This is a genomic window from Kitasatospora cystarginea, assembly GCF_039533515.1.
Classification (GTDB): Bacteria; Actinomycetota; Actinomycetes; order Streptomycetales; family Streptomycetaceae; genus Kitasatospora; species Kitasatospora cystarginea.
Map to the genome: position 1 here is coordinate 20429 of NZ_BAAATR010000005.1, position 24117 is coordinate 44545.

Below are 24117 nucleotides of genomic sequence, written 5' to 3' on the forward strand. Positions count from 1 at the left end.
CTAGGCTGCGGCCATGATTCGTTCAGTCGTGTTCGACATCGGCGAGACCCTGACCAGCGACACCCGCTATTGGGCCGACTGGGCGACATGGCTCGGCGTCCCGAATCACACGATGTCCGCCCTGGTCGGCGCTGTCGTTGCGCAGGGCAAGGACAATGCGGACGCGATCCGGCTGATCCGGCCCGGTTGCGACGTTCCCGCCGAATGGGCTGCTCGCCAGGCTTCCGGCCGCGACGAGTACCTGGACGAGACCGATCTGTACCCCGACGTTCGTGACGGCCTGCAGCAGCTCAAGGACGCTGGACTCTGGATCGGCGTGGCCGGGAATCAGAATGTACGTGCGGGTGAACTCCTGCGCGGACTAAAGCTTCCCGTCGATGCGGTCGCCACCTCGGCCGAATGGGGAGTTGCCAAGCCAAACACCGCATTCTTCGACCGCGTCTGCGAGTGGGCGCCGGGCGAGCCCCGCGAGATCCTCTACGTCGGAGATCATCCGGCCAACGACATCACTCCCGCACGAGCCGTTGGCCTCCGGGTCGCACACATCCGCCGTGGGCCGATCGGCCTACTGCAACAGGACTCCGCCGGAGCCGACTGGAGCATCGGTTCAATCGCAGAACTTGCCGAGCTTCTGGTAGCGGCCACCTGATGCAGAACCGCCCGATGTCGCCACCGGGCGGTTCTGCCAGCCGAGTTGTGACAGCACGGGTACTGTCACCGGTATGCCTGGACCAGCAGTCAACCTCGGCATGCGGATTGCCACGGTTCGCTCGGCCCGCCGCCTCACCCAGCGCGAACTGACGGACCGTTCGGCGGTGTCGCTCAGCATGGTCCGCAAGGTCGACCCCGAACGCCGTGTGGGCCCCCGACGGCGGCGCCCCCAACGGCTTCCGCCCGGCGGAACGGGAGAAGGACCCGGAACGCTGGTGGTCGTTGGTGAACGCCGACGACGTCGTGGTGACCCAGTTGGACGACGGGGCCGAGGATGGGCCCGGGGTGCCCACCTCGTCCGCGTCCATGCCGTCCCTGGTGGCGTCCATGCTCCAGCACCTGGACGTGCGCGACGGCTGCACCGTGCTGGACATCGGCACCGGAACGGGCTGGACAGCCGGCCTGCTCTGCGCCCGCCTCGGCAGCCAGGCCGTGACCACGGTCGAGGTGGACCGCGACGTGTACCTGCAGGCGGCGAAGAGCCTCGCCGCCGCCGGACTCCTGCCGGTCCACCAGCACCACGGCGACGCCCTGTTGGGTTGGCCCTTCGGCGCACCGTACGACCGGATCCACTCGACCGCCGCCGTGCAGCGCGTGCCCCGGGTATGGGTCGAGCAGACCAAGCCGGGCGGCGTCATCGTGACGCCGTGGGGCACCCCGTACGCGAATGCCGCACTGCTGCGGCTGGACGTCGGGGAGCGCGGCCAGGCGGCGCACGGCCGGTTCGTGGAGAACGTCAGCTTCATGTGGATGCGGGCCCAACGACCGCCTGAGATGACCGGTCCGCAGGCGGCTCCCACCTCCCACGGCGCCTCCGGGATCGATCCGGACCTCGCCCTCGAGCGTGTCCACGCGGCGTTCGCGATCGGCCTGCGAGCGCCTCTGGTGCGCTACGTCCACACCTGGGACGAGGCGGACCCGGCGGGCACCTACCGGATGCAGCTCTCCGACGGCCACGGCTCGTGTGCCTCGGTCCGCTACCACGACTGGGGCGGCGACGGCGCGGTGCAGCAGGCGGGCAACCGTCGCCTCTGGGACGAGATCACCATTGCCCGGCTCCGCTGGCAGGAAGAGGGCGGACCCGAGCTGACCCGCTACGGCGTCACCATCGCGGCGGACGGCGCCCAGTCCGTCTGGCTGGACGAGCCCCGGAACGTCATCCGTCGCCATGTCTCCTAGCTGGACGCTGTCCTGGCGATCACGGTTGCGGCGGTCCACGACGAGTGGTGCACCTTGGTCCGACGGCAGAGTGCCTGCGCTGTAGGCTCCCAAGAGGGGGTGCCATGACTGATCGTGGCTGGTACGACGACAGTGAGTGCGAAGACGCCGTTCAGCGTGCCGCACGCGCGACGCGGTTCGGCTGGATCGCGATCGCTGGGGTGACTGGGTTGATCGGCCTCGCACTGGTCGCTGCGGTCGTAGTCGCTGTGTTCGTCATGTGTCTCGCACTCATGTCCATAGCGCATTGAGCCTGACGACCGGTGGAGCGGTTGAGAGGCGGCCCGCACGTCGTCTCGTTGTCTGGCTGAAGCCGTGATCCAAAGGACAGTGCCTCCTCAGCGGATGTCATGGTCGGGGTGGGTCTGGTCGTATGCGCGCCGCGCCTCCGCGATGACGGCGCGGTGGGCGAGCGACCAGTCGGCGAGCGCCTTGACCAGGTGGGTCAGGCCGGCTCCGGTCTCGGTCAGGCGGTAGTCGACTTGGGCCGGGACGGTCGGGTACACGGTGCGCAGCACTAGGCCGTCGCGTTCGAGCCTGCGCACGGTGAGGGTGAGCATGCGCTGTGAGATGCCGTCGATGGCGCGTTGCAGTTCACGGAACCGACGTGGGCCGCTCGCGAGTTCAACGATCACCAGCACCGACCACTTGTCCCCGATGCGGTCCAGGACGTCGCGGATGCCGCAGTCGGGGTGGTCCTCGCGTCCGCAGGGGTCGAGGTCGGCGGGGGCGGTTACCCCGGTGTGCGTGAGTGACATCGAACTGCCTTCTTGTGGCCGGTGGGCGTGCGATCGAGGATCAAGCGTAGTTACCGATGAGAACCACGACGGAAGACTGCGATTGACATGATCTTGGTGACCGGAGCAAGCGGGAACCTCGGCTCTGCCACCCTTGCGGCGCTGCGCACCCGCGGTGCCGCCGCGACGGGCGGCAGCCGCACGCCCCGCGAGGGGATGCGGCGTCTCGACTTCGATGACCACGTGAGCCTCGATCTCTCCGAGGTGTCGACCCTGGTACTGATCTCCGCCGGCTATGCCGAGGACGACCAGGTCGTCGGGCGGCACGCGGCGGTCCTGGACGCCGCCGTCCGCGATGGCGTCCGCCACGTCGTCTACACGGGCCTGACCACAGCCGGCGACCATCTCGGTTTCGCGCTCGCGCACCGTGCCACTGAACGCCTCGTGCGGGCGAGCGGATTGCCCTGGACGATCCTGCGCAACGGCCTGTACGCCGAACTCTTCGGCGGCCTGCTGATGTGGGCCGAGGATGGTGTGGAGTCCGCGTTCGGAGATGGCGCCCTGGCGGCGGTCGCGCGGAAGGATCTCGCCGATTCCGCGGCGATCGTCGCGGCGGATCCGGCAGGGCACTGCGGGCGCGTCTACGACCTCGTCGGCACGCCGATCACGGTGGGTCAGGTGGCCGACCGGCTCGGGGTCCCGCACCGCACCATTGGCCTGGGCGAGTACCGGCGCAGGCTCCTCGACGAGACGCCGGGGCTCCTGCCGTTCCAGCCGCCCATGCTCGCCTCGATTGCCACCGGCATCCGACACGGCTTCCTGGACGGCACCGCCCCCGACCTCGCAGGCCTTCTTGGCCGCCCGGCCCGCGACCCGCTGGCTACGGCCGTTGCAGCCGCGTCCGCCACGCGACCGGAAGCGAGCTTCTAGCGGCGATACCGCACGCTGAGCAGCGGAACGAGTCCTCCCCCGCGATCGTCTCGGGAGGACGAGGAGCCGCCGCACGCCGCTCCCCGGCGCCGTCTCGAACGGTGGACGCGGATCCATTCGACCGCAGGTCCGACCGCGGCCGCCACGACTGCACCGCGAGCACCCGACCACTTCCCTCCAGCACACCCCGCCTGCCGCCCGGCCCGGCCCCCCGGTCCGGGCGGCAGTGCTCTCGGCGCCGGGCGGCGGTGATCCCGGCCCGGGGCAGCGGCACTTCAACCCCCACCCCGGGCGTAGGAGACAGATAAAGATCTTGCGCGACAGATGATCTGACTGACCGCCACCTCCGAGCCCGCACCACAAGGGATTTGTTCGAATTTGAATCATCGGATACGGTCGAACCTCCCCTCGGTTCAAATTTGAATCACTCCCCGAGCGATGGAGACACGCATGCCGAACCCGACTGCCCCCGCTTCCGCCGCCCGCACCGACCGGGAGACCGACTGGAGGTCGTCCACCTCCCCGCACGCACACGACATCGGACTGCTGCTGATCCGGCTCGCCCTGGGCCTGACCATGGCGGCGCACGGCAGCCAGAAGCTGCTCGGCTGGTTCGGCGGCGGCGGTATCGACGGCACTGCCGCCTTCTTCACGGCGAGCGGCTACCCGGCCGGCAAGGTGATGGCGGTGGTGGCCGGCCTCACCGAGACCCTCGGCGGGCTCGGCCTGGCCGCGGGTCTGCTCACCCCGCTCGCCGGCGCGGCGCTGGTGGGCACGATGGTCAACGCGCTCGCGGTCATCTGGGGCGGCGGGTTCTTCGCGCCGAAGGGTGTCGAGTACGAGCTGCTGCTGACGGCCGCCGCTGCCGGAATAGCCCTGACCGGCCCCGGTCGGATCGCCCTCGACCGGTTCCTGCCGGTGGTCCGCTCGCACCGGCTGGCGTACGGCGCCGCGGCCGTGGTGCTCGGTCTGGTCACCGCTTCGGTCGTCCTTCTGCTGCGCAAGTAACCTGAACCTCAAGCTTCCTGACGGCCGCCCGGAGCCAACTCGGGCGGCCGTCGGCGACTTTGGGGAACCGATGGGTCGAGACTCCGCCCGGCCGCCTTGCTAAAGGAATCCCCAAAAGCGCGAACCTGTCGTGCCGTCAGAAATTAACCTCCCGCATCTACCCGCGTAAACTCCGGCGCCCCCACCATTGGCTGAGCACCATCAAAGGCCCACCCCCACCGCCAGGGGTCCATCCCCCTTTCCCGGAGCCGGAGTTCACCATGTCCAGACTCGGTCTCGCCCGTCGGTCCTGCGCCGTCGCCGGTACCGCACTGCTGTCCGCGATAGCCCTGCTCACGGGCGCCGGCCAGGCACCCGCCGCGACGGGCACGTACTCGCTGCTCACCTTCCCGGACCAGGACCACAGCGCGGTCTACAGCTTCATCAACTCGGCCACCACCTCGGTCGACGTGACCATGTACGAGCTGCGCGACACCACCGCGGTGACCGCGCTGGTGAACCGGAAGAAGGCCGGGGTGAAGGTCCGGGTGATCCTGGACGCCAAGCACACCTCGGTGAACGGCTCGGCCTACTCCGCGCTCAAGGCGGCGGGCGTCGGCGTGACGTACTCCTCCTCGGCGTACGTCTACACGCACCAGAAGACGGTCACGGTGGACGGCAGCAAGTCCCTGATCCTGACCGGGAATCTGGACTCCACCTACTACTCCTCCAGCCGTGACTACGGCGTCTTCGACAGCGACTCGGCCGATGTCGCGGCGATCGAGCAGGTCTTCAACGCGGACTACGCCAAGACCTCCGTCACCCCGGCCGACGGTGACGACCTGGTCTGGTCCCCCACCGACTCGGAGAGCCGGCTGCTCGACCTGATCAACGGCGCCCAGCACTCCCTGGACGTCGAGGAGCTGGAGTTCGGCGACGCCGACCTGGTGAACGCGATCGTGGCGGCCGAGCAGCGCGGGGTGACCGTACGGGTGGTCGGCATGGACCCGAGCAGCTACGGGAGCAACTTCGACCAGGTGACGGCCGCCGGCGGCTCGGTGGTCACGTACTCCTCCACCACCGGTCTGTACATCCACGCCAAGGCCATCGTCGCGGACTACGGCACCGACACCGCCGAGGTCTTCGCCGGTTCGGAGAACTTCTCCGACAACTCGCTCAACAGCAACCGCGAACTCGGCCTGATCGTCAACGCCCCGGCCGTGCTCGACGGCATCGAGAAGACCTTCGCGACCGACTTCGCCAACGGCACGCCGTACTAGGCGGGCAGGCCGCAGACCGGCTGATCCATGACCGGTCTCGCTCTCTCTCCTCCGGATCGGAGGACACGAGGAGGGGCAGAACGACGGTCATTGCTCCGGCTGCGCGCTGATGCGTTGAACACTGCCCCGACTCAGACAGAACCCGGGTGGGCCGATGAATCATCATCAGCCCACCCGACTTGTACGCCTCTTCACCCGGTCCCGCTCAGCTGTTGATGCTGTACGGGTCGCCGTAGACCTTCCACTTCAGCGGCGGGTTGAGGTCGAAGTTCCTGGCGTTCAGGAAGACCCGCTGCTCGGTGTCGACCCGGCTGGTGTCGCTGTGCGCCTCCTCCTTCTTCATGACGGCCTTGCGGACGTCCAGGAAGGCGTTGAGGTAGGTGGCCTCGTCACCACCCTGGGCGGGCGTCCTGGCCTTCTTCATGGCGGCGGCGCGGATGCCGCCGAAGCTGTCCGAGTCGGTGCCGGGACCGTGCATCACGATGGCGTCGTAGTAGACGAACTGGCCGAGCGCGCGCAGCCCGTCCGACTTGGCCTGGTTGACCGCGGGGTTGAAGTAGACCCGGTCGCGCTCGTCGTTCTGCGCCTGCTGGAAGACCGGGTCCTTGGCGGCGGTGGCCCAGTCCTTGGTGAACGGGGTGCCGAGGCCGGCGTGCGACTCCGAGCCGTTGACCTTCTTCAGCGCGGGCAGGTACTTGGCGAGGACGTTGTCGTGCTTCAGGTCCGTGTAGTGCTGGACCAGTTCGAGCATGTCACCGGTCCCGGAGCAGAAGCCGATGATCCCCGCGGTGTAGCCGCGGCCGTCGTGGATGTCCTCGATGTACTTGTACTGGGCCTTCCAGTCCAGCGAGGAGTTCTCGGCACTGGACACCAGCTGCATGGCGATGTCCTTCTTGTGCGGGTCGTCCAGGCCGGCCCCGGCCTTCACGGCGGAGGTGGCCGCGGGGGTGGCCGCGTGTCCGACTCCGGCGGTGGCGAGCGATGCGGGTATCACGGCAAGCGCGACTGCGAGGGCGATGCGGCCGACCCGGTGCTGCGAGTGCATATGACGCTCCGTCTTCTGTCGCCGGGCACAGGGATGCCCGAGGAGTGGGCGGTCAGGAAACTTTCCTAACGATCCTGACGCAGACGATTAACGCAGACCGACATGGACACCACAAGAGGCCCGGCGCATCCGATTCGGACCTGCCGCCACCCGAAGCCCGCCCCAACTGCCGACGCCGCACGAGGAGTTCGCAGGCCACACCCGCTTCGGCCGGGTCGCCGGTCGGGCCGGCCCGGGACAGCCGAGTCATCCGGAGAAGCCCTGGCCACCCCAGGTACACCCGAGCCGCCCCGGGAACGCCGAAGGGCCCCCGGAGCCGGAGCTCCGGGGGCCCTTCGGGGCACCGTCAGTACGTCACGCGCCGCGCAGCACCGCGCCGGTGCGGGCCGCGGCGGCCGCCACGGCGGACTCGCGTGCGGCCGAGGCCTCGTCGGCGGTCAGCGTGCGGTCGGTGGCACGGAAGCGCAGCGAGTACGCCAACGACTTCTTGCCCTCGCCCGCCTGCTCGCCGGTGAAGACGTCGAACAGCCGGATGGACTCCAGCAGTTCACCCGCACCCTCGCGCAGCGCGGCCTCCACCTCGGCGGCCGGGACGGCGGAGTCCACGATCAGGGCGACGTCCTGGGTGGCCACCGGGTACGAGGACACGGTGGGGCCGCTCACCCGCTGCGCGCCGTCGGCGAACAGCAGGTCCAGGTCGAGCTCCATCACGCTGGTGCGCTCGGGCAGGTTCAGCGCCTTGATGACCCGCGGGTGCAGCTCACCCGCGTAGCCCACCACCCGGTCGCCGACCGCGAGTTCGGCGCAGCGGCCCGGGTGCCAGGGGGCGAGCTGGGACTGACGGACCGTCAACTCGACGTTGGCCGCGCGGGCCACCGTGCGAGCGGCCTCGATCGCGTCCGCCCAGCAGGAGGCACCGCCCTTGCCCCACCAGCCGGACGGCAGCCGCTCGCCCGCGAGGGCGACCGCGACCCGGCGCGGCTGGTTCGGCAGCGCGGCGTCCAGCGCCGCCAGCTCCTCCTCGACCGGACGGCGGTCGACCGGCAGGCGCGGGGCGATCTTCTGCTCCGCCTTGGGCAGGAAGACCGTTCCCGTCTCGAACAGCGCCAGGTCGGTGTTGCCCCGGCCGACGTTGCGGCGCAGCGCGCCGAGCAGGCCCGGCACCAGCGAGGTCCGCAGCGACGGCTCCTCGTCGTTGAGCGGGTTGACCAGCTTGACCGTGCGGCGGCGCTCGTCGTCCGCGTCCAGGCCGAGCGCGTCCAGCAGGCTCTCGCCGATGAACGGGTAGTTGATCACCTCGACGTAGCCGGCCCCGGCCAGCGCCACGCCGGTGCGGCGGTGGAAGCGCTGCACCTCGGTCAGCCCGCGGCCCGGCGGGACGGTGGGCATCCGGGCGGGCACGTTGTCGTAGCCCTCGAGCCGGATGACCTCCTCCGCGAGGTCGTACGGGTCGGTGAGGTCGGGGCGCCAGGTCGGCGGGGTGACCTCGAGGACGTCCGCGCCGATCACGGTGCAGCCGATCTCCTGCAGGCGCCGGGTGACGGTCTCGCGGCCGTACTCGGTGCCCGCGACCCGGTCCGGCAGGTCGGCGGCGATCTGGATGGTGCGCAGCGGGTGCGGGGCGGCGATGTCGGTGACACCGGCCTCGGCGGTGCCGCCGGCGATCAGGACCAGCAGGTCCACCGCGCGCTGGGCGGCGGCGCGGGCGGCGTCCGGGTCGACACCGCGCTCGAAGCGCTTGGACGCCTCGGAGGGCAGCTTGTGCCGCTTGGCGGTACGGGCGACCGAGATCGGGTCGAAGTGCGCCGCCTCGATGATCACCTCGGTGGTGCCCGGGCCCGCGGCCGGGTCGAGGATCTCGGTGGAAGCGCCGCCCATGACCCCGGCCAGGCCGATCGGCCCGGAGTTGTCGCAGATCAGCACGTCCTCGACGGACAGCTTGCGCTCGACGCCGTCCAGCGTGGTGAGCTTCTCGCCCTCTTCCGCGCGGCGGACCAGGATCGGCCCGTTCACCCGCTCGCGGTCGTAGGCGTGCAGCGGCTGGCCGACCTCCAGCATCACGTAGTTGGTGATGTCGACGGTCAGCGAGATCGGGCGGATGCCCGACTTCTGCAGCCGGCGCTGCAGCCAGATCGGCGACTGCGCGCTCGGGTCGACGCCGGCGACGGTGCGGGCGACGAAGCGGTCGCAGCCGGCCGGGTCGGCGACCTTGACCGGGTAGCCGTCGGCGTTGGCCGGGGGCACGTCCAGCAGCGCCGGGTCGGCCAGCGGCAGCCCGTACGCGGCGGCGGCCTCGCGGGCCACACCGCGCATGGACAGGCAGTAGCCGCGGTCCGGGGTGACGGCGATGTCCAGCACCTCGTCGACCAGCTGGAGCAGCTCGATGGCGTCGGTGCCGGGCTCGAGGTGCGACTCCAGTACCAGGATGCCGCCGTGGTCGTCGCCCATGCCGAGTTCGCGGGTGGAGCAGATCATGCCGGCCGAGGTGTGGCCGTAGGTCTGCCGCGCGGCGATCGGGAAGGGGCCGGGCAGCACCGCGCCCGGGAGCACGACCACGACCTTGTCGCCGACGGCGAAGTTGGTCGCACCGCAGACGATCTCCTGCGGCTCGCCGGTGCCGTTGGCGTCGCCGACGTTGACGAAGCAGTGCCGGATCGGCTTCTTGAAGCCGGCCAGCTCCTCGATCGAGAGCACCTCGCCGACCACGATCGGACCCTTGAGGTCGGCGCCGAGCTGTTCGACGGTCTCGACCTCGAGGCCGGCGCGGACCAGTCGGGCCGCGACGTCGCGGCCGGTCTCACCCGCCGGAAGGTCGACGTACTCGCGCAGCCAGGAAAGCGGGACGCGCATCAGATCTCCATCCCGAACGGGAGGGTGAAGCGGACGTCACCCTCGACCATGTCGCGCATGTCGGCGACGTTGTGACGATTCATCAGGATTCGCTCCAGGCCCAGGCCGAAGGCGAACCCGCTGTAGCGGTCCGGGTCGACACCGCAGGCGACCAGGACGCGCGGGTTGACCACGCCGCAGCCGCCGAGCTCGATCCAGCCCTCGGAGGAGCAGGTGCGGCAGGGGCGCTCCGGGTTGCCGACGCTGGCACCCAGGCAGACGAAGCACTGCAGGTCCACCTCGGCGCTCGGCTCGGTGAACGGGAAGTACGACGGCCGCCAGCGCAGCTCGAGGTCGCCGCCGATCAGCGTCGCGACCAGGTGCTCGATGGTGCCCTTCAGGTCCGCGAAGGTGATGCCCTCGTCCACCGCGAGACCCTCGACCTGGCGGAAGACCGGGGTGTGGGTGGCGTCCAGCTCGTCGGTGCGGTAGACGCGGCCGGGGCTGATCGCGTACAGCGGGAGCTCGCGGTCGAGCATGGTGCGGATCTGCACCGGGGAGGTCTGGGTGCGCAGGACCACACCGGAGTCCGCCGAGCCGTCCGGGGCCTGGACGAAGAAGGTGTCCTGCATCGAGCGGGCCGGGTGGTCCTCGTGCAGGTTGAGGGCGTCGAAGTTGAGCCACTCGGCCTCGACCTCGGGGCCGGAGGCGACCTCGTAGCCCATGGCCACGAAGGTGTCCTCGATCCGCTCGGCCATGGTGGTCAGCGGGTGGCGGGCGCCGCGCGGGTTACGGGCGTACGGCAGGGTGACGTCCACCGCCTCCTCGACCAGCACCCGGGCGTCGCGCTCCGCCTCCAGCTCGGCCTGGCGCTTGGCCAGGGCCTGGTTGACGGCGCCACGGGCCTGGCCGATCAGCTTGCCCGCCGCGGCCTTGGCGTGCGGCGGCAGCGCGCCGATCTCACGGTTGGCGAGCGAGAGCGGCGAGCGGTCGCCGGTGTGCGCGACCTTCGCCTCCTTGAGCTGCGCCAGGTCGCCGGCCGCGGCGAACGCGGCGATCGCCCCGTCCCTGGCCTGCTCCACCACCTCGGGCTTCAATGCCTCGACCTCTACCGGGTCGTACGACTTGTTGGGTGCCGACATCGCTATCTTTCCCGTGCTCCTGCTCGTGAAGTGAAGGGGTCCGTCTCGCCCTTGCGCTACGCCCGGCGTGGCCGGGGCACGGGCAGCCGCTCCCGCCACTGTCAGGAAGGGTGTCCGCGGCGCGGCCGCGCAGGGCGTCCCACAACGCCAAAGGTCGAGTGTAGTCGCAGCGCGTAGCGCCCCAGGGGCGCGGGAGGCGCCGGGCACCATCGCGCGGGTCCCGGACACCCGCGCACCGGCACCGATCGGTGGGCGCGGGGAACCGTCCGGGAGACCGGTCGGAAGGTGCTCGGCCGCTCGCGCACCGCCCCGATGGGCACGCCCGCCTGCCTTCGCCGCCCGCCGGGCGGGACTTCAGAGCATGAAGTCCGGCACTCCGGCGGGCAGGATAAATCGGAACCGGGCGCCACCGCCGGGCGCGCGGCTGATCCTGATGGTGCCGCCGTGGGCCTCGACGATGCCCTTGACGATGTAGAGGCCGAGGCCGGTGCCACCGCGCTTGGAGCCGCGCCAGAAGCGGGTGAAGACGCGCGGCATGGACTCCTCCGGAATGCCGGTGCCCTCGTCGCTCACGGTGACCGCGGTCCCTTCGATGACTCGGCCCTCGGGGGCCCTGGGCGGGGTGCCGGGACGCTCCCGGCCTGTCGCCTCGACCAGTTCCTTGGCGGGCGCCACCTCGATCGTGACAGTTCCCTCGCCGTGCCGCACCGCATTTTCCAGCAGGTTGGCCAGCACCTGGTCGATCTTGTCGGGATCGGCCCAGAGCTGGGTGAGCGGCTCGGTGACCCTGATGTCGAAGCGGTCGGCCGGGATCCCGGCAGCCACCTTGCCGTCCACGTGCCGCCGCACCGCCGCCGCCAGGTCCACCACCTGTTTGTGGATCTCCAGCCGGCCGGCGTCGATACGGGAGATGTCCAGGAGTTCGGCGATCAGGCGGGTGACCCGGTCCGCGTCGGCGTCGACGGTCTCCAGCATCACCCGCTTCTGCCCGTCGGTGAACCGCTCCCACTTGGCCAGCAGCGTGGCGGTGAAGCCCTTGACGCTGGTGAGCGGGGAGCGCAGCTCGTGCGCCACGGTGGCGATCAGCTCGGCGTGGCTGCGCTCGGTACGGCGGCGCGCCTCGGTGCCGCGCAGCGCCACCACCACCCGCCGGACCGGGCCGCGGGGCCGCTCGCGCACATAGCGGGCGGAGACCAGCACCTCTCGGCCGCCGGGCAGCAGCAGGTTCCGCTCGGGCTGGCCGGTGCGGATGGCCAGCCCCCCGTACGGGTCGGTCAGCTGCCACCAGCGGCGGCCGTCCAGGTCCTCCAGCGGGAGCGCTTGCTCCAACGGGGTGCCGACGGCGGCCCGGATCCCGGTGAGCCGGACGGCGGCACGGTTGAAGCAGACCACCTCGCCCGCCGCGTCGGCGATCACCAGTCCGTCCGGCAGGTCGTCCGGGTTCACCTGGGACCCGCTGCCGTCCATGGGTGTCCTCCCCGCTCAGAGCCTCCTGCGCCGATGGCCGCCGTCGCGTGCCCGGCCCCTGCCCGACTGCCCGGCCCACCGTGTGCTGGTGTCGGTGGCACTACCCACCGTGTCCGTTCCCCCACGGCCAGACCCTAGCGCCACTACCCCTGTGCGCGACACCCTCCGGGCGAGCGCTGCGCACGAGCGGAGGCATAGAGGCACACGGCGGCGGCGGTGGCGAGGTTGAGGCTCTCGGCGTGCCCGTGAATGGGCACGCGCACCACCTCGTCGGCGAGTGCGCGGGTCTCCTCCGGCAGACCCCAGGCCTCATTGCCGAACACCCAGGCACCGGGTGCGCCCAGGGTGCCCTCGTCCAGTTCCTGGTCGAGGTCGCGCTCCCCCGCCCCGTCCGCAGCCAGCACCCGTACGCCCGCCTCGCGCAGCCGCTCGACGGCCTCCTCGATCGGCACGCCGGTGGCCACCGGCAGGTGGAACAGGCTGCCCACCGAGGCCCGGACGGCCTTCGGGTTGTACGGGTCCACCGAGGCGTCGGTGAGGATCACCGCGTCGGCCCCGGCGGCGTCGGCGGTGCGCAGCACGGTGCCCGCGTTCCCGGGGTCGCGCACGTGCGCCAGCACGGCGACCAGCTGCGGGCGGGCCCTGAGCACCTCCTCGAACGGGGTGTCGATGAAGCGGCAGAGCGCGACGATGCCCTGCGGGGTGACCGTGTCGCAGATCTCCGCGATCACCTCGTCGGTGGCGGTGAGCACCGGCAGACCGGCCTCCCGGGCCGCGGCGACGATGTCGGCGTGCCGTTCCAGGGCCTGCGGCGTGAGGTAGATCTCGACCACGGCGTGCTCGTCCGAGCCCGCCAGCCGCCCGTACGCGACGGCCTCCCGGACCGCCTGCGGGCCCTCGGCCAGGAAGCGGCGCTCCTTGCTGCGCTGGTTGCGCCGGGCCAGCTTGCGGGCGGCGACGACGCGCGGGGAGCGCAGGGAGGTGAGCAGGGGGATGTCGGTGCTCTGCATGCTCTCGTTCTCTGTGGGCAGCCGCGGGCTGGCGTCAGCGGCCGGTGCGGCTCTGCGGGGAACCCTGGGAAGCACTCAGACCCGCAGGCGGCGGGCCTGCGGGTCTGAGCGGATCAGCTACGGTGCCGAAGCTCCGGCCTTGATCAGGCGGCGACCTTGGGGGCGTTGACGTCCTCCGGCAGCGCCTTCTTGGCGACCTCGACCAGCGCGACGAACGCGACCTGGTCGTTGACGGCCAGCTCGGCCAGCATCTTGCGGTCGATCTCGACGCCGGCGGCCTTCAGACCCTGGACGAAGCGGTTGTAGGTGATGCCGTTGGCACGGGCCGCAGCGTTGATGCGCTGGATCCACAGCTGACGGAAGTCGCCCTTGCGCTTCTTACGGTCGTTGAAGTTGTAGACCAGCGAGTGGGTGACCTGCTCCTTGGCCTTGCGGTACAGGCGCGAGCGCTGGCCGCGGTAGCCGCTGGCGCGCTCCAGGATGACCCGGCGCTTCTTGTGGGCGTTGACTGCCCGCTTGACGCGTGCCACTTCATTACTCCTTGGGTTGGACCACGGACTACTTCACGTGGTCCGTCATTCGAATGGGTCGGGAAGGATCAGCTGGCCCCACCGGTCCGCGGTCGCGGCCCGGCAGGAGGGCGATCACTTGCCCAGAAGCTTCTTGATCTTCTTGGCGTCGGCCGGGGCCATCTCGACCGTGCCGGCCAGCTTGCGGGTCAGCGTCGAGGGCTTGTGCTCGAGCAGGTGGCGACGGCCGGCACGCTCGCGCAGCACCTTGCCGGAGCCGCTGATCTTGAAGCGCTTGCTGGCGCCGCTGTGGGTCTTTTGCTTCGGCATGTCGCCGTATCTCCTCGTCGGTCCGCCCACCGCCCGCGCTCCGGGGAACGCGGGCGGTGAACTGGATGGATCACTGGTACGCAGGGCAGGCTGCCCCGGTACCCCGGTGGCCGGTCCGCCCGGACCGCCGTACAGCCCTGGAGGGGGCTCAGGCGTCCTTGGCGGCCTCGGCCGGCTGCTCGACCTCGGCGGCGGCGTCCTCGGCCTCGACCACAACGTCGTCAGCCGCGTCGGCGTCAACGTCGTCAGCCGCGTCGGCGTCGTTGGGACCGATGTTCCGGCCCTGACGCTCGGCCTTGCGGGCGTCCGCTGCGGCACGGGCCTCGGCCATCGCCTCGGTCTTCTTCTTGTGCGGGCCAAGAACCATGATCATGTTACGACCGTCCTGCTTGGCCGAGGACTCAACGAATCCCAGGTCCTGGACGTCGTTCGCGAGCCGCTGCAGCAGTCGGAAGCCCAGCTCGGGGCGGGACTGCTCACGACCGCGGAACATGATCGTGATCTTGACCTTGTCGCCCTGCTTGAGGAACCGGACGACGTGACCCTTCTTGGTGTCGTAGTCGTGCGGGTCGATCTTCGGCCGGAGCTTCATCTCCTTGATGACCGTGTGCGCCTGGTTCTTGCGCGCCTCACGGGCCTTCATGGCCGACTCGTACTTGAACTTGCCGTAGTCCATGAGCTTGCACACCGGCGGCCGAGCGGTCGCCGCGACCTCGACCAGGTCAAGGTCGTACTCCTGCGCAAGCTCCAGCGCCTTGGCAAGCGGCACGATGCCGACCTGCTCGCCGCTGGGACCGACGAGTCGCACCTCGGGGACGCGAATCCGGTCGTTGATGCGGGGCTCGGTGCTGATGGGGCCTCCTCGGTTGCACCTTCTCCGATGCGGCCGTCGGACGGCGGTCGCACGTAGTGGACTCGACCACTGGGCGGGGCTTCATTCGTGCTGCGCTGCTCTGTGGTGCAGGCACCGCGGCACGAAAAAAGCCCCGCTCGGTACACAGGCGGGGCTCCACACAACCGGGGGCGGTGTCCGTCTTCTGGACGGGCACTGCGGCGAGCATCGAACCTTGCGGCCGATGTCGCGGACCGGACCCTCCGACCCTTAAGTCGGACAGGTGGGAGACTTTCGCGGTTGCCCTCTCGGGCCTCCTGAAGTGGAGCCTCCACTTGCTGGCCGGGCAATCCGTAGGGCTGCCTGGCCGGTCAGTCTCGAAGCATACCAGCGTTCAGGGCCCGGCAGGTATTCCGGGCCCGGTCAAGGGCCGAGTCCATTGCGCTGGTCAGCGCCTCCGCGACCCCTTGTACGCTCCCTGTGTACCCCCGAGTGCCCCGACCGGTCACCGCACGGCCTTTCCCACCACGGAGTGAATCCCCTTGAGCAGCCAGCCCCACGAGCACGATGACGAGACCATCGGCTTCGACGACCTCACCCGCGACATCGCTGAGGTCCCGGCCGTCGAGGTGATCACCACCGTCGCGGTGCACCTGATGAGTGCGGCCGCCGTCAAGTGCGGCCTCGCCGAGGGTGGCGAGAAGGACAAGGACCTGGACGAGGCGCGCAAGCTGATCACCGCGCTGGCCGGCCTGGTCACCGCCGGGGCTCCCGAGATCAGCAACTTCCACGCCGCGCCGCTGCGCGACGGACTGCGCTCGCTGCAGCTGGCCTTCCGCGAGGCCTCCCTGGTCCCGGACGCCCCGGGCGCCGGCCCCGGCGAGAAGTTCACCGGGCCCGTCTACAGCTGACGGAACCCGCTCGGGCCGGCCGGCGTCCCGGGACACGGGGTGCCGGCCGGCTCACGCCCGCCGGATCACTCGCGCTCGTACAGCGACTCCCCGGCGGGGGCGCCGGTGGGCGGGAGGAGCGCCAGGTCGAGCCCGTGGTCGAGCCTGACCCGGAGCAGCGCGTCACCGACCAGGGCGGCGGCCAGCCGCTGGGCCAGCTCCTGCACCGGCGCGTCCGGTTCGAGGGCGAGCGCCAGCACCGCGTCGGTCCCGGCGGACGGGCCCGAGCCGCGCAGCTCGGCCCGCAGGACGGCCGGCTCGGCGGCGAGCAGTGCCCGGACCGCCTGCTGGACCTCCGGGTCCTGCGCGGGCGGCAGGTAGGGACGGTTCTCCGCGACGGCCCGCAGCCGGGCGCCGCTGAGCGGGTAGCTGACCGGCCCCGCCGGGTCGATCAAGAGGGTGTCGGCGCGCTCGGAGAACGCCACCATCGCGGCCTGCGGGGCGGCGACCGGAGCCGGGCGGGCGTCCGCGCGCCAGCGGGCCATGGTCTCCAGCGACGTGAAGGCGGGCAGGGCGCGGCGGCCGTCGGCGGCCTCGATCACCGGTACCGCCATGTCGCTGGTCTTCTCGTGCTTGAGCCCGTTGGCGTCGGTCTCCACCTCGCCGAGCAGCGCGACGATCGGGACCATCAGCCGACTCTGCGTCAGGGCTTCGAGCAGGCCGGGTTCGGCGGCCCGGTCCTCGGCCCAAGCGGCCAGCGCCGCACTGAGGCGGGGGGCGGCGGTGCCGTCGTCGGCGGCGAATCCGGGGTTCGGGATGTTCTTGCGGTCCACCCGCCGAGCCTATGCCACCTTATGGACCGGCCTCGCCCGGCCACGGCCCGCCCGGAGCTCGAACGGCTGCCCGGACCTTGAACGGCCACCCGGAACGCGACCGACCTCTACCCAGTGGCGGGGGCGGTGTGGGACGCTGCCGCGCATGGTCACCCTCCTCGCCGCCGGGCCCGCCGCCGGGACGGCCTCTGACCGGGCCCGTTACGACCGGGCCACCGCGCACCTCGACGCACCGCTGGCCATCGTCGATCTGGCCGCCTTCGACGCCAACGCCGCCGACCTGGTGCGCCGCGCAGCCGGGAAGCCGATCCGGGTGGCGAGCAAGTCCGTGCGCTGCCGGGCCCTGCTGGAACGGGTGCTGGCCGTGCAGGGCTTCGCCGGGATCATGAGCTACACGCTGGCCGAGTCGATCTGGCTGGCCCGCTCCGGTTTCGCCGACGTCCTGCTCGCGTACCCGTCGGCGGACCGCGCCAACTTCGGCCTGCTGACCAGCGATCCCAAGTTGGCCTCCGCCGTGACCGTGGTCGTCGACGATCCCGCGCAGCTGGATCTGGTGGACGCCGCCCGCGAGGGCAGCGAGGAGGTGCGGGTCTGCCTGGAGTTGGACACCTCGCTGCACCTGCTGGGTGGCCGGATCCGGATCGGCGCCCGGCGCTCCCCGCTGCGCACCCCGGAGGCCCTGGGTGCGTTCGCCGAACTGGTCCAGCGCCGCCCGGGATTCCGGGTGGTGGGGCTGATGGCGTACGAGGGGCATGTCGCGGGCGTCGGCGACCTGATCCCGGGCCGGCCGGTACGTTCCAGGGCCGTTCAGCTGGTGCAGGCGAAGGCCAGGACCGAGCTGGCCGAGCGTCGGGCCGCGACGGTGCGCGCGCTGCGCCGGGTCGCGGAGCTGGAGTTCGTCAACGGCGGCGGCACCGGCAGCGTGGAGTCCACGACGGTTGAACGGGCGGTCACCGAGGTGGCCGCCGGGTCCGGGCTGTACCTTCCTCGACTCTTCGACAACTACCGTTGCTTCCAAGGCCGTCCGGCCGCGCTGTTCGCCCAGCCGGTGGTCCGCCGACCCGGGGTCGGCGTGGTGACGGTGCTCGGCGGCGGCTACCCGGCCTCCGGCCCGGCGGGGGCGGACCGCTCCCCCGTCCCCTACCTGCCCGAGGGGCTCAGGTACGACCCGCAGGAGGGCGCAGGCGAGGTGCAGACCCCGCTGCTGGGTCCGGCGGCGGACGATCTGCTGATCGGCGACCGGGTCTGGTTCCGGCACGCCAAGGCCGGCGAACTGTGCGAACGCTTCGACCAGTTGCACCTGGTCGAGGACGACCGGGTGGTGCGCACCGTACCGACCTACCGCGGTGAGGGGCAGAACTTCCTCTGAGCAGCGCCCCCCGCCGCACCACTCGGCCGCCGTTCCGGAGAGCGGCCAACGCCGCCTGCCCCTCGGCGAGTTCGGCGAGGGGCAGGCGGTGGCGGGGCTGTCCGACCAGGACCCGGCCGAGGTGGCGCGCCAGCAACGCCAGAGCATCGTGAGGAGAGCGCAGCGGCGCTGCGCGACGGCGGATGCGCGTCCGGGGGCCCCTCACCCCCGGCCTCCGACCTGTAGGTTCCCCCTGCCGATGGAGGGCAGGGGAGGGCGGGCTATCGGCACGCGACGCCGCGGGCCCTATGGCCGGCCGGTCTCAGCATCCGGAAGCGCGCCCCGGCGGCCGGGTGGCCCCGCCTTTGCGGAACCGCTTGGCCGCCGGCCCGGATCAGGCGCTGGTTCCGGTGGCCGGTCCGCCGTTGCCGCGGCCGCCGGTGTAGGCGGTGATGCCGTTGACGATGGAGTCCATCTGGTCCACGGACGGAGCCTTGTCGGCAATGTCGAAGCCGAGGTGGACCGAGGCCAGGGACTTGCCGTTGCCGCCGGGGAAGACCACGGTCTCCACGTAGCCGTCGTTGCCCTGCTGCGCGGAGACCTTCCAGCGGACCAGGTAGCCGCTGCTCCCGTTCACCGTGACGGCCTCGGACTTCAGTTCCTGGTGCCCCTTGATCGTGCCGTACGACTCCTTGGCGGCGGCGGCGATGTCCTGCTCGGCGGCCGCCTTGGGGTCGGTGCCGTCCAGCCGGCCGGTCGTCACCCCACCGAGGGTGCAGGTGTTCTGGCCGTCGGCGCAGGTGTACGAGCCGATGATGAGCCCGGCGAAGCCGTTGTCGGTGGTGCCGCCCTTCCAGCCGGACGGGACCGGGAGGCTGATTCCGTTGACGATGTCCACGGCGACCTTGCCGGTCGAACCGCCACCGAGGCCGCCGCCCCCACCGGGACCGCCGCCGAGGCCGCCGCCATTGGAGCCGCCGCCACCACCGGGACCGCCGCCGAGGCCGGGGCTCCCGCCGTTCGAGCCGCCACCGTTGAGCCCGGGACCGCCACCGTTGGAGGAGCCGCCACCGTTGAGCCCGGGACCGCCACCGTTGGAGGAGCCGCCACCGTTGAGCCCGGGACCCCCGCCGTTGAGCCCGGGGCCGCCGAAGCCGTTGCCGCGCTTGGCCCGGGCGGGGTGCGCCGCCGCGGTCGGGTTCGACTTGTGGTCCATGGCCAGGTAGGTGACGCCCGAGCCGACGGCCAGACCGGCGAGCGCGGCCACGGTGGCGGCGATCGCCACCGTCTTCGGCGGCTTCCTGCGGGTGTGCGGGACGCCCGGTCCGTACCCGGTCCCGGCGTCGGCCACCGGCAGCTCGGGATAGCGGACCGTCGGACCACCGGACAGCACCTCGCCGACCAGCACCTGCTGATCCGCCGTGGACTCGGGCCGCGGCCCCGGCTGGGTGGCGGGCCCCGGGCGGGTGGTGGCCGTCCAACCCCTCCCGTCCCACCACCGCTCGGGGCGGGGCTCACTGGTGGTGTCCTGCGGGTCCGGGTACCACCCGGCGGGGATCTGCTCGCTCACCCTCAAGAATCTAAACGGTTCCGGATAAGTGCGATATCAGCAGGACGGCCATTCCGCGCTTTTCCGATGAGATTCCGATGAGAAATCGACGGATCGCCACGAACGGCTAATCCGGACCCTACCGCCAGGCGCGCCCGGACAGCCGCATATTGACTGCGGGTCAGCATCCGGAACGGGAGAATCCGGACATGACGACCAGACCCGTGATCGGCATCAGCACCCACCTCACCGAGGCGATCTGGGACAGCTGGGACCGGCAGCGCGCCGTCCTGCTCTCCGCCCGCTACCCCGCTATGGTCCAGGCCACCGGCGGAATCGCCTTCCTCCTCCCACCCGACTCGCCGCAGCGCGCCCCCGAGGCGCTGACCCGCCTGGACGCACTGGTGGTCTCCGGCGGACCGGATCTCCACCCCGCCTACTACGACGCCGAGCCGCACCCGAGGACCCGCGCGGTCACCCCGGAGCGTGACGCCTGGGAGCTCGCCCTGCTGCGCGCGGCCCTGGCCGCCGGACTGCCGCTCCTGGGCATCTGCCGGGGCATGCAGCTGCTGAACGTGGTCCTCGGCGGCACGCTGATCCAGCACCTGGAGCACGGCGAGGCACACCTTGGCTCTCCCAAGGGGTACGGACGGCACACCGTCCGACCGGTACCGGGGACGCTGCTGGCCGGGCTGCTGCCGGAGACCGAGGTGTCCGTCCCGACCTACCACCACCAGGCGGTGGACCGGCTCGGCACCGGGCTGACCGTCTCCGCGTACGCCGAGGACGGCACCGTCGAGGCCGTCGAGGGCGGCGGGTTCACCCTCGGGGTGCAGTGGCACCCCGAGCAGGGCGAGGACCTGCGGGTGCTGCAGGCACTGGTCGGCGCCGCGGTGGTAGCTCGGGCCCAGGGGCGGCCCGCCGGGCTGCTGCCGGTCCTGGAGTGATCTCGGCCGCCGATCCTCATCAAGCCGCTGACCTGCACAGACGGCGGCGCCAACGGGAACGACAACGGTCACCAGTGCAGCCTTTGGATCTTCCTACGATCTGGGGTTCACTTCGTGTGCGGGCCGACCGGCGGCCCTTGGTGCTTCAGCGCTCGGGAGAGGACTATCGATGGCCGCGCACGCCCACGATCACGACCACGCGCATGACGGCCACGGCCACTCGCACGGGGGCCACGGCGGCCACTCGCACGGGGTGGCCGCGGACGCCGACCGCCGCTGGCTGGTCAGCGCGCTGACCCTGATCGTCGTCTTCATGGCGGGCGAGGTGGTGGTCGGCTTCGCCGCCAGGTCGCTGGCGCTGATCTCGGACGCCGCCCACATGCTGACCGACGCGGCATCGATCGTGCTGGCCCTGGTCGCCATGCGGCTCGCCGCGCGCCCGGCCCGGGGCGGGTTCACCTACGGGCTCAAGCGCGCCGAGATCCTCTCAGCCCAGGCCAACGGCATCACCCTGCTACTGCTGTCGGCCTGGCTCGGGTACGAGGCGATCCGGCGGCTGATCTCGCCACCGGAGGTGACCGGCTCGCTGGTGCTGGTCACCGCCCTGGTCGGAATCGTGGTCAACATCGCGGCGGCCTGGTGCATGTCGAAGGCCAACCGCTCCTCGCTGAACGTCGAGGGCGCCTTCCAGCACGTGCTCACCGACCTCTACGCGTTCATCGCCACCGCGATCTCCGGTGCCGTGGTGCTGGCCACCGGCTTCCACCAGGCGGACGCCATCGCCTCGCTGATCGTGGTCGCGCTGATGCTTAAGGCGGGAGTGGGCCTGGTCCGCGACTCCGGCCGGATCTTCCTGGAGGCCGCGCCCGCCGGCATCGACCCGGATGCGATCGCCGACCAGCTGGTGGCCTCCCCCCAGGTCGAGGAGATCCACGACCTGCACATCTGGGAGATCACTTCCGGACAGCCAGCCCTCTCCGCGCACATCCTGGTCACCCCGGGCGGCGACTGCCACGCCGTGCGCCGTGAGCTCCAGCGGCGGCTGCGCGAGGACTACCGGATCACCCACGCCACCCTGCAGGTCGACCACGTCGGCGAGGACGCCTCGCAGGAGCTGCTGCAGATCTCCCAGGCCCCCGGTGCCGACCCGGCCGACCACTGCGCCGACTCGCACGGCCCGGTCCACCGCAGCGGTCCGCACGAGCACTGAGCGGTCGGTCCGCCGGGTCGGAGCGCCCGGAGGCGAGCGGGCGAGTCGCAGCCGCGGCGGTACGGCATCATCTGGAGGGTGACCGCACCGCGACTGATGCTGCTCGACACGGCGAGCCTCTACTTCCGTGCCTACTTCGGCGTGCCGGAGTCGGTGAAGTCCCCGGACGGGCAGCCCGTGAACGCCGTTCGCGGGCTACTCGACTTCATCGCCCGCCTGGTCCAGGACCACCGCCCCGACCAGTTGGTCGCCTGCATGGACGCCGACTGGCGGCCGCAGTGGCGGGTGGACCTCATCCCGTCCTACAAGACCCACCGGGTGGCGGAGGAGTCCACCGAGGGCGAGGAGGAGATCCCGGACACCCTCGCACCCCAGGTACCGGTGATCGAGCAGGTGCTCGACGCCCTCGGCATCGCCCGGATCGGCGTCCCCGGTTACGAGGCCGACGACGTGATCGGCTCCCTCACCGCCCGTGCCACCGGCCCGGTGGAGATCGTCACCGGCGACCGCGACCTCTTCCAACTGGTGGACGACGCAAGGGAGATCACCGTCCTCTACCCGGTGAAGGGGGTCGGCTCCGCGCAGCGCACCGACGACGGGGTCCTGCTGGAGAAGTACGGCGTCACCGGCGCCTCGTACGCCGATCTGGCCGCGCTGCGGGGGGACCCGAGCGACGGGCTGCCGGGGGTGAAGGGGGTCGGCGAGAAGACGGCTTCGCAACTGCTGCGGGAGTACGGCGACTTGGCCGCCGTCCGCGCGGCGGCGCTGGACCCGGCCTCGCGGCTCACCCCGGCCCGGCGGAAGAACCTGCTGGAGGGCTCGGCCTATCTCGACGTCGCACCGAAGGTGGTCCGGGTGGCCGTCGACGTACCGCTGCCCGCGGTGGACGCCACACTGCCGCGCGAGCCGCTGGACCCGATGACGCTGGAGGAGCTCTCGGCCCGCTGGGGGCTGGGCGGCTCGCTGGAGCGGCTGCTCGGCGTGCTCGCCGGCGCGTAGGCCGGCCGCGCAGCCGTGGCGCGCGGGAGGGTTGGGCTCGCCCAGGACGGGCCGCCCCGTTCCCGCGAACGCCCGGCCTCGCCACGGGACAACGGAAGTTGGTCATACACGTTTCCGCCACAGAATGATCCGTTGGCGTTCCCCCGAAGGTACTGAAAGGCGTACCGGCGGGTAGCTAGGGTCTCCCCCTGTCATGCCCCGGCTGCTTCGGCGGCCGCGGGCCCGGGGTCTTCCCACGCTCAGGAGAACGCATGATCTCGCGTCGTTCGGCTGCCGCCCTCACCTCCGTCGCGGCAGCGGCCACGCTGTTCGGCAGCACCGCCGCCCCGTCGGCGGCCGCCGCCACCGGCACCACCCTGTCGGTCTTCGCCTGGAACGTCGACCTCGGCACCGCGGTCGTCGACAGCACGCAGAACGAGCAGGCGGCCAAGCGGACTCCGGTGATCGAGTCGATCATCCGCCAGCACAACGCCGACGTGGTGATCCTGGACGAGAACTTCAACAACACCTCGACCGCCGACATCAACAGCAAGCTGGCCGACCTCTACCCGTACCGCACCCCGGTGGTCGGCCAGACCTGTTCGGGCGGCGGTTGGAACGGGATCAGCGGGAACTGCTCCAGCTCCTGGTTCGTGATCAACGGCGGGACGATGATCCTGTCCAAGTACCCGATCACCGCCCAGTACGCGCACGTCTTCAGCAACTCCACCTACGGCACTTGGGACTACCACGCCGACAAGGGCGCGGCGCTGGTCCAGATCGACAAGGGCGGGACCAAGAGCTGGGTGGTCGGCACCCACCTGCAGGCGGACGAGTCGGACGTCTCCACCGACACCACGCAGTCCACCCGGCTCGGCCAGCTCGCCGAGATCCGGGCCTGGGCGGACGGCATCGCGGGCAGCTCCGCGCCCGTGCTGATCGGCGGGGACCTCAACGTCGAGTACTACCACGGCCAGTCGCGCGGGGACTTCGCGAACGCCCAGAACGCGGTGAACGGCGTCCTCGGCACCCCGGCCACCGACCCCGACCAGACCTGGACCACCATGGACTGCTCGGTCTCCGCCTGGTGCCAGTACATGGCGGGCGTGGAGACCTTCCCGAAGGACTACCGGGACGACCTGGACTACCTCGGCTACCTGAACGCGCCCGGCCGCCCGGCCCCGCTCGCCCTGCCGAACGTCCGGGTGGACTTCGACCCGCAGGCCGGCTGGAGCGCCGGCCAGCTGGACACCAACGCACCGAGCGACCACTACCCGGTCGAGGCCACCTTCCAGCTGAACTGACGAACCGACCGGGGGTCAGTACCGCGCGGCG

22 protein-coding genes are annotated in these 24117 nt (G+C 71.3%); 11 read left to right on the plus strand and 11 right to left on the minus strand.

All coding sequences use genetic code 11. From position 1 onward, the window contains the following. The first annotated feature begins 13 nt into the window (after positions 1-13). Positions 14-649 (plus strand): HAD family hydrolase, encoded by a 636-nt coding sequence (locus ABD369_RS07455; protein WP_344635446.1) that lies wholly within the window; start codon positions 14-16, stop codon positions 647-649. Positions 650-855: 206 nt separating this feature from the next. Continuing rightward, on the plus strand, positions 856-1890 hold the full coding sequence (locus ABD369_RS07460; protein ID WP_344635447.1) for a methyltransferase domain-containing protein: 1035 nt from the start codon (positions 856-858) through the stop codon (positions 1888-1890). A 377-nt stretch (positions 1891-2267) separates the two neighbouring features. On the opposite strand, the gene ABD369_RS07465 is transcribed toward ABD369_RS07460, so the two are convergent. Continuing rightward, positions 2268-2687, minus strand: a complete 420-nt coding sequence (locus tag ABD369_RS07465) for a winged helix-turn-helix transcriptional regulator (RefSeq protein WP_344635448.1) — start codon at positions 2685-2687, stop codon at positions 2268-2270. Between the two features lie 87 nt (positions 2688-2774). Between ABD369_RS07465 and ABD369_RS07470 the strand changes: the two genes are divergently transcribed. The 3 genes from ABD369_RS07470 (at position 2775) to ABD369_RS07480 (ending at position 5863) form a co-directional block, all read left to right on the plus strand. Then, on the plus strand, positions 2775-3596 hold the full coding sequence (locus tag ABD369_RS07470; protein WP_344635449.1) for a Rossmann-fold NAD(P)-binding domain-containing protein: 822 nt from the start codon (positions 2775-2777) through the stop codon (positions 3594-3596). Positions 3597-4046: 450 nt separating this feature from the next. Beyond that, a complete protein-coding gene (locus ABD369_RS07475; protein ID WP_344635450.1) occupies positions 4047-4604 on the plus strand; it encodes a DoxX family protein in 558 nt (185 codons plus the stop codon). Positions 4605-4864: 260 nt separating this feature from the next. Further along, positions 4865-5863, plus strand: a complete 999-nt coding sequence (locus tag ABD369_RS07480; protein ID WP_344635451.1) for a phospholipase D-like domain-containing protein — start codon at positions 4865-4867, stop codon at positions 5861-5863. A 205-nt stretch (positions 5864-6068) separates the two neighbouring features. On the opposite strand, the gene ABD369_RS07485 is transcribed toward ABD369_RS07480, so the two are convergent. The 8 genes from ABD369_RS07485 to infC all read right to left on the minus strand — a co-directional run bounded on the left by ABD369_RS07485 (position 6069) and on the right by infC (position 15048). Next, the gene (locus tag ABD369_RS07485; RefSeq protein ID WP_344635452.1) at positions 6069-6908 is read right to left on the minus strand and encodes a chitosanase; all 840 of its coding nucleotides are present in this window, start codon (positions 6906-6908) and stop codon (positions 6069-6071) included. A gap of 354 nt (positions 6909-7262) precedes the next feature. Next, positions 7263-9758, minus strand: coding sequence for a phenylalanine--tRNA ligase subunit beta (pheT, locus tag ABD369_RS07490; protein ID WP_344635453.1), 2496 nt, complete (start codon positions 9756-9758; stop codon positions 7263-7265). Then, the gene (gene pheS / locus ABD369_RS07495) at positions 9758-10879 is read right to left on the minus strand and encodes a phenylalanine--tRNA ligase subunit alpha (protein WP_344635454.1); all 1122 of its coding nucleotides are present in this window, start codon (positions 10877-10879) and stop codon (positions 9758-9760) included. Before pheS ends, pheT begins: the two co-directional genes overlap by 1 nt. A 354-nt stretch (positions 10880-11233) precedes the next feature. Then, entirely contained in the window at positions 11234-12346 is a 1113-nt protein-coding gene (locus tag ABD369_RS07500; RefSeq protein WP_344635455.1) for a sensor histidine kinase, read from the minus strand. 143 nt (positions 12347-12489) lie between these two features. Further along, positions 12490-13356 (minus strand): TrmH family RNA methyltransferase, encoded by an 867-nt coding sequence (locus ABD369_RS07505; RefSeq protein WP_344635456.1) that lies wholly within the window; start codon positions 13354-13356, stop codon positions 12490-12492. A 143-nt stretch (positions 13357-13499) separates the two neighbouring features. Further along, positions 13500-13886, minus strand: a complete 387-nt coding sequence (gene rplT / locus ABD369_RS07510) for a 50S ribosomal protein L20 (RefSeq protein WP_344635457.1) — start codon at positions 13884-13886, stop codon at positions 13500-13502. A gap of 114 nt (positions 13887-14000) precedes the next feature. Next, entirely contained in the window at positions 14001-14195 is a 195-nt protein-coding gene (gene rpmI, locus ABD369_RS07515; protein WP_030286227.1) for a 50S ribosomal protein L35, read from the minus strand. Between the two features lie 148 nt (positions 14196-14343). After that, complete coding sequence (gene infC / locus ABD369_RS07520; protein ID WP_344635707.1) at positions 14344-15048, minus strand: translation initiation factor IF-3; 705 nt, start codon at positions 15046-15048, stop codon at positions 14344-14346. A 521-nt stretch (positions 15049-15569) separates the two neighbouring features. Here infC and ABD369_RS07525 point away from each other — a divergent pair. Beyond that, positions 15570-15938, plus strand: coding sequence for a DUF1844 domain-containing protein (locus ABD369_RS07525; RefSeq protein ID WP_344635458.1), 369 nt, complete (start codon positions 15570-15572; stop codon positions 15936-15938). A gap of 65 nt (positions 15939-16003) precedes the next feature. On the opposite strand, the gene ABD369_RS07530 is transcribed toward ABD369_RS07525, so the two are convergent. Beyond that, positions 16004-16750 carry an SseB family protein gene (locus ABD369_RS07530; RefSeq protein ID WP_344635459.1) on the minus strand — a complete coding sequence of 249 codons (747 nt, stop codon included), beginning with the start codon at positions 16748-16750 and terminating at the stop codon, positions 16004-16006. A 145-nt stretch (positions 16751-16895) separates the two neighbouring features. Between ABD369_RS07530 and ABD369_RS07535 the strand changes: the two genes are divergently transcribed. Next, positions 16896-18119 carry an amino acid deaminase/aldolase gene (locus ABD369_RS07535; protein WP_344635460.1) on the plus strand — a complete coding sequence of 408 codons (1224 nt, stop codon included), beginning with the start codon at positions 16896-16898 and terminating at the stop codon, positions 18117-18119. 373 nt (positions 18120-18492) lie between these two features. Here the strand turns inward: ABD369_RS07535 and ABD369_RS07540 are convergent, their stop codons facing one another. Next, a complete protein-coding gene (locus ABD369_RS07540; RefSeq protein WP_344635461.1) occupies positions 18493-19668 on the minus strand; it encodes a DUF2510 domain-containing protein in 1176 nt (391 codons plus the stop codon). Between the two features lie 188 nt (positions 19669-19856). Between ABD369_RS07540 and ABD369_RS07545 the strand changes: the two genes are divergently transcribed. The 4 genes from ABD369_RS07545 (at position 19857) to ABD369_RS07560 (ending at position 24086) form a co-directional block, all read left to right on the plus strand. Next, positions 19857-20594 carry a gamma-glutamyl-gamma-aminobutyrate hydrolase family protein gene (locus ABD369_RS07545; protein ID WP_344635462.1) on the plus strand — a complete coding sequence of 246 codons (738 nt, stop codon included), beginning with the start codon at positions 19857-19859 and terminating at the stop codon, positions 20592-20594. A gap of 169 nt (positions 20595-20763) precedes the next feature. Further along, on the plus strand, positions 20764-21804 hold the full coding sequence (locus ABD369_RS07550) for a cation diffusion facilitator family transporter (RefSeq protein ID WP_344635463.1): 1041 nt from the start codon (positions 20764-20766) through the stop codon (positions 21802-21804). A 96-nt stretch (positions 21805-21900) separates the two neighbouring features. Next, complete coding sequence (locus ABD369_RS07555; protein ID WP_344635708.1) at positions 21901-22803, plus strand: 5'-3' exonuclease; 903 nt, start codon at positions 21901-21903, stop codon at positions 22801-22803. A gap of 251 nt (positions 22804-23054) precedes the next feature. Beyond that, entirely contained in the window at positions 23055-24086 is a 1032-nt protein-coding gene (locus tag ABD369_RS07560; RefSeq protein ID WP_344635464.1) for a sphingomyelin phosphodiesterase, read from the plus strand. Positions 24087-24117: the final 31 nt, after the last annotated feature.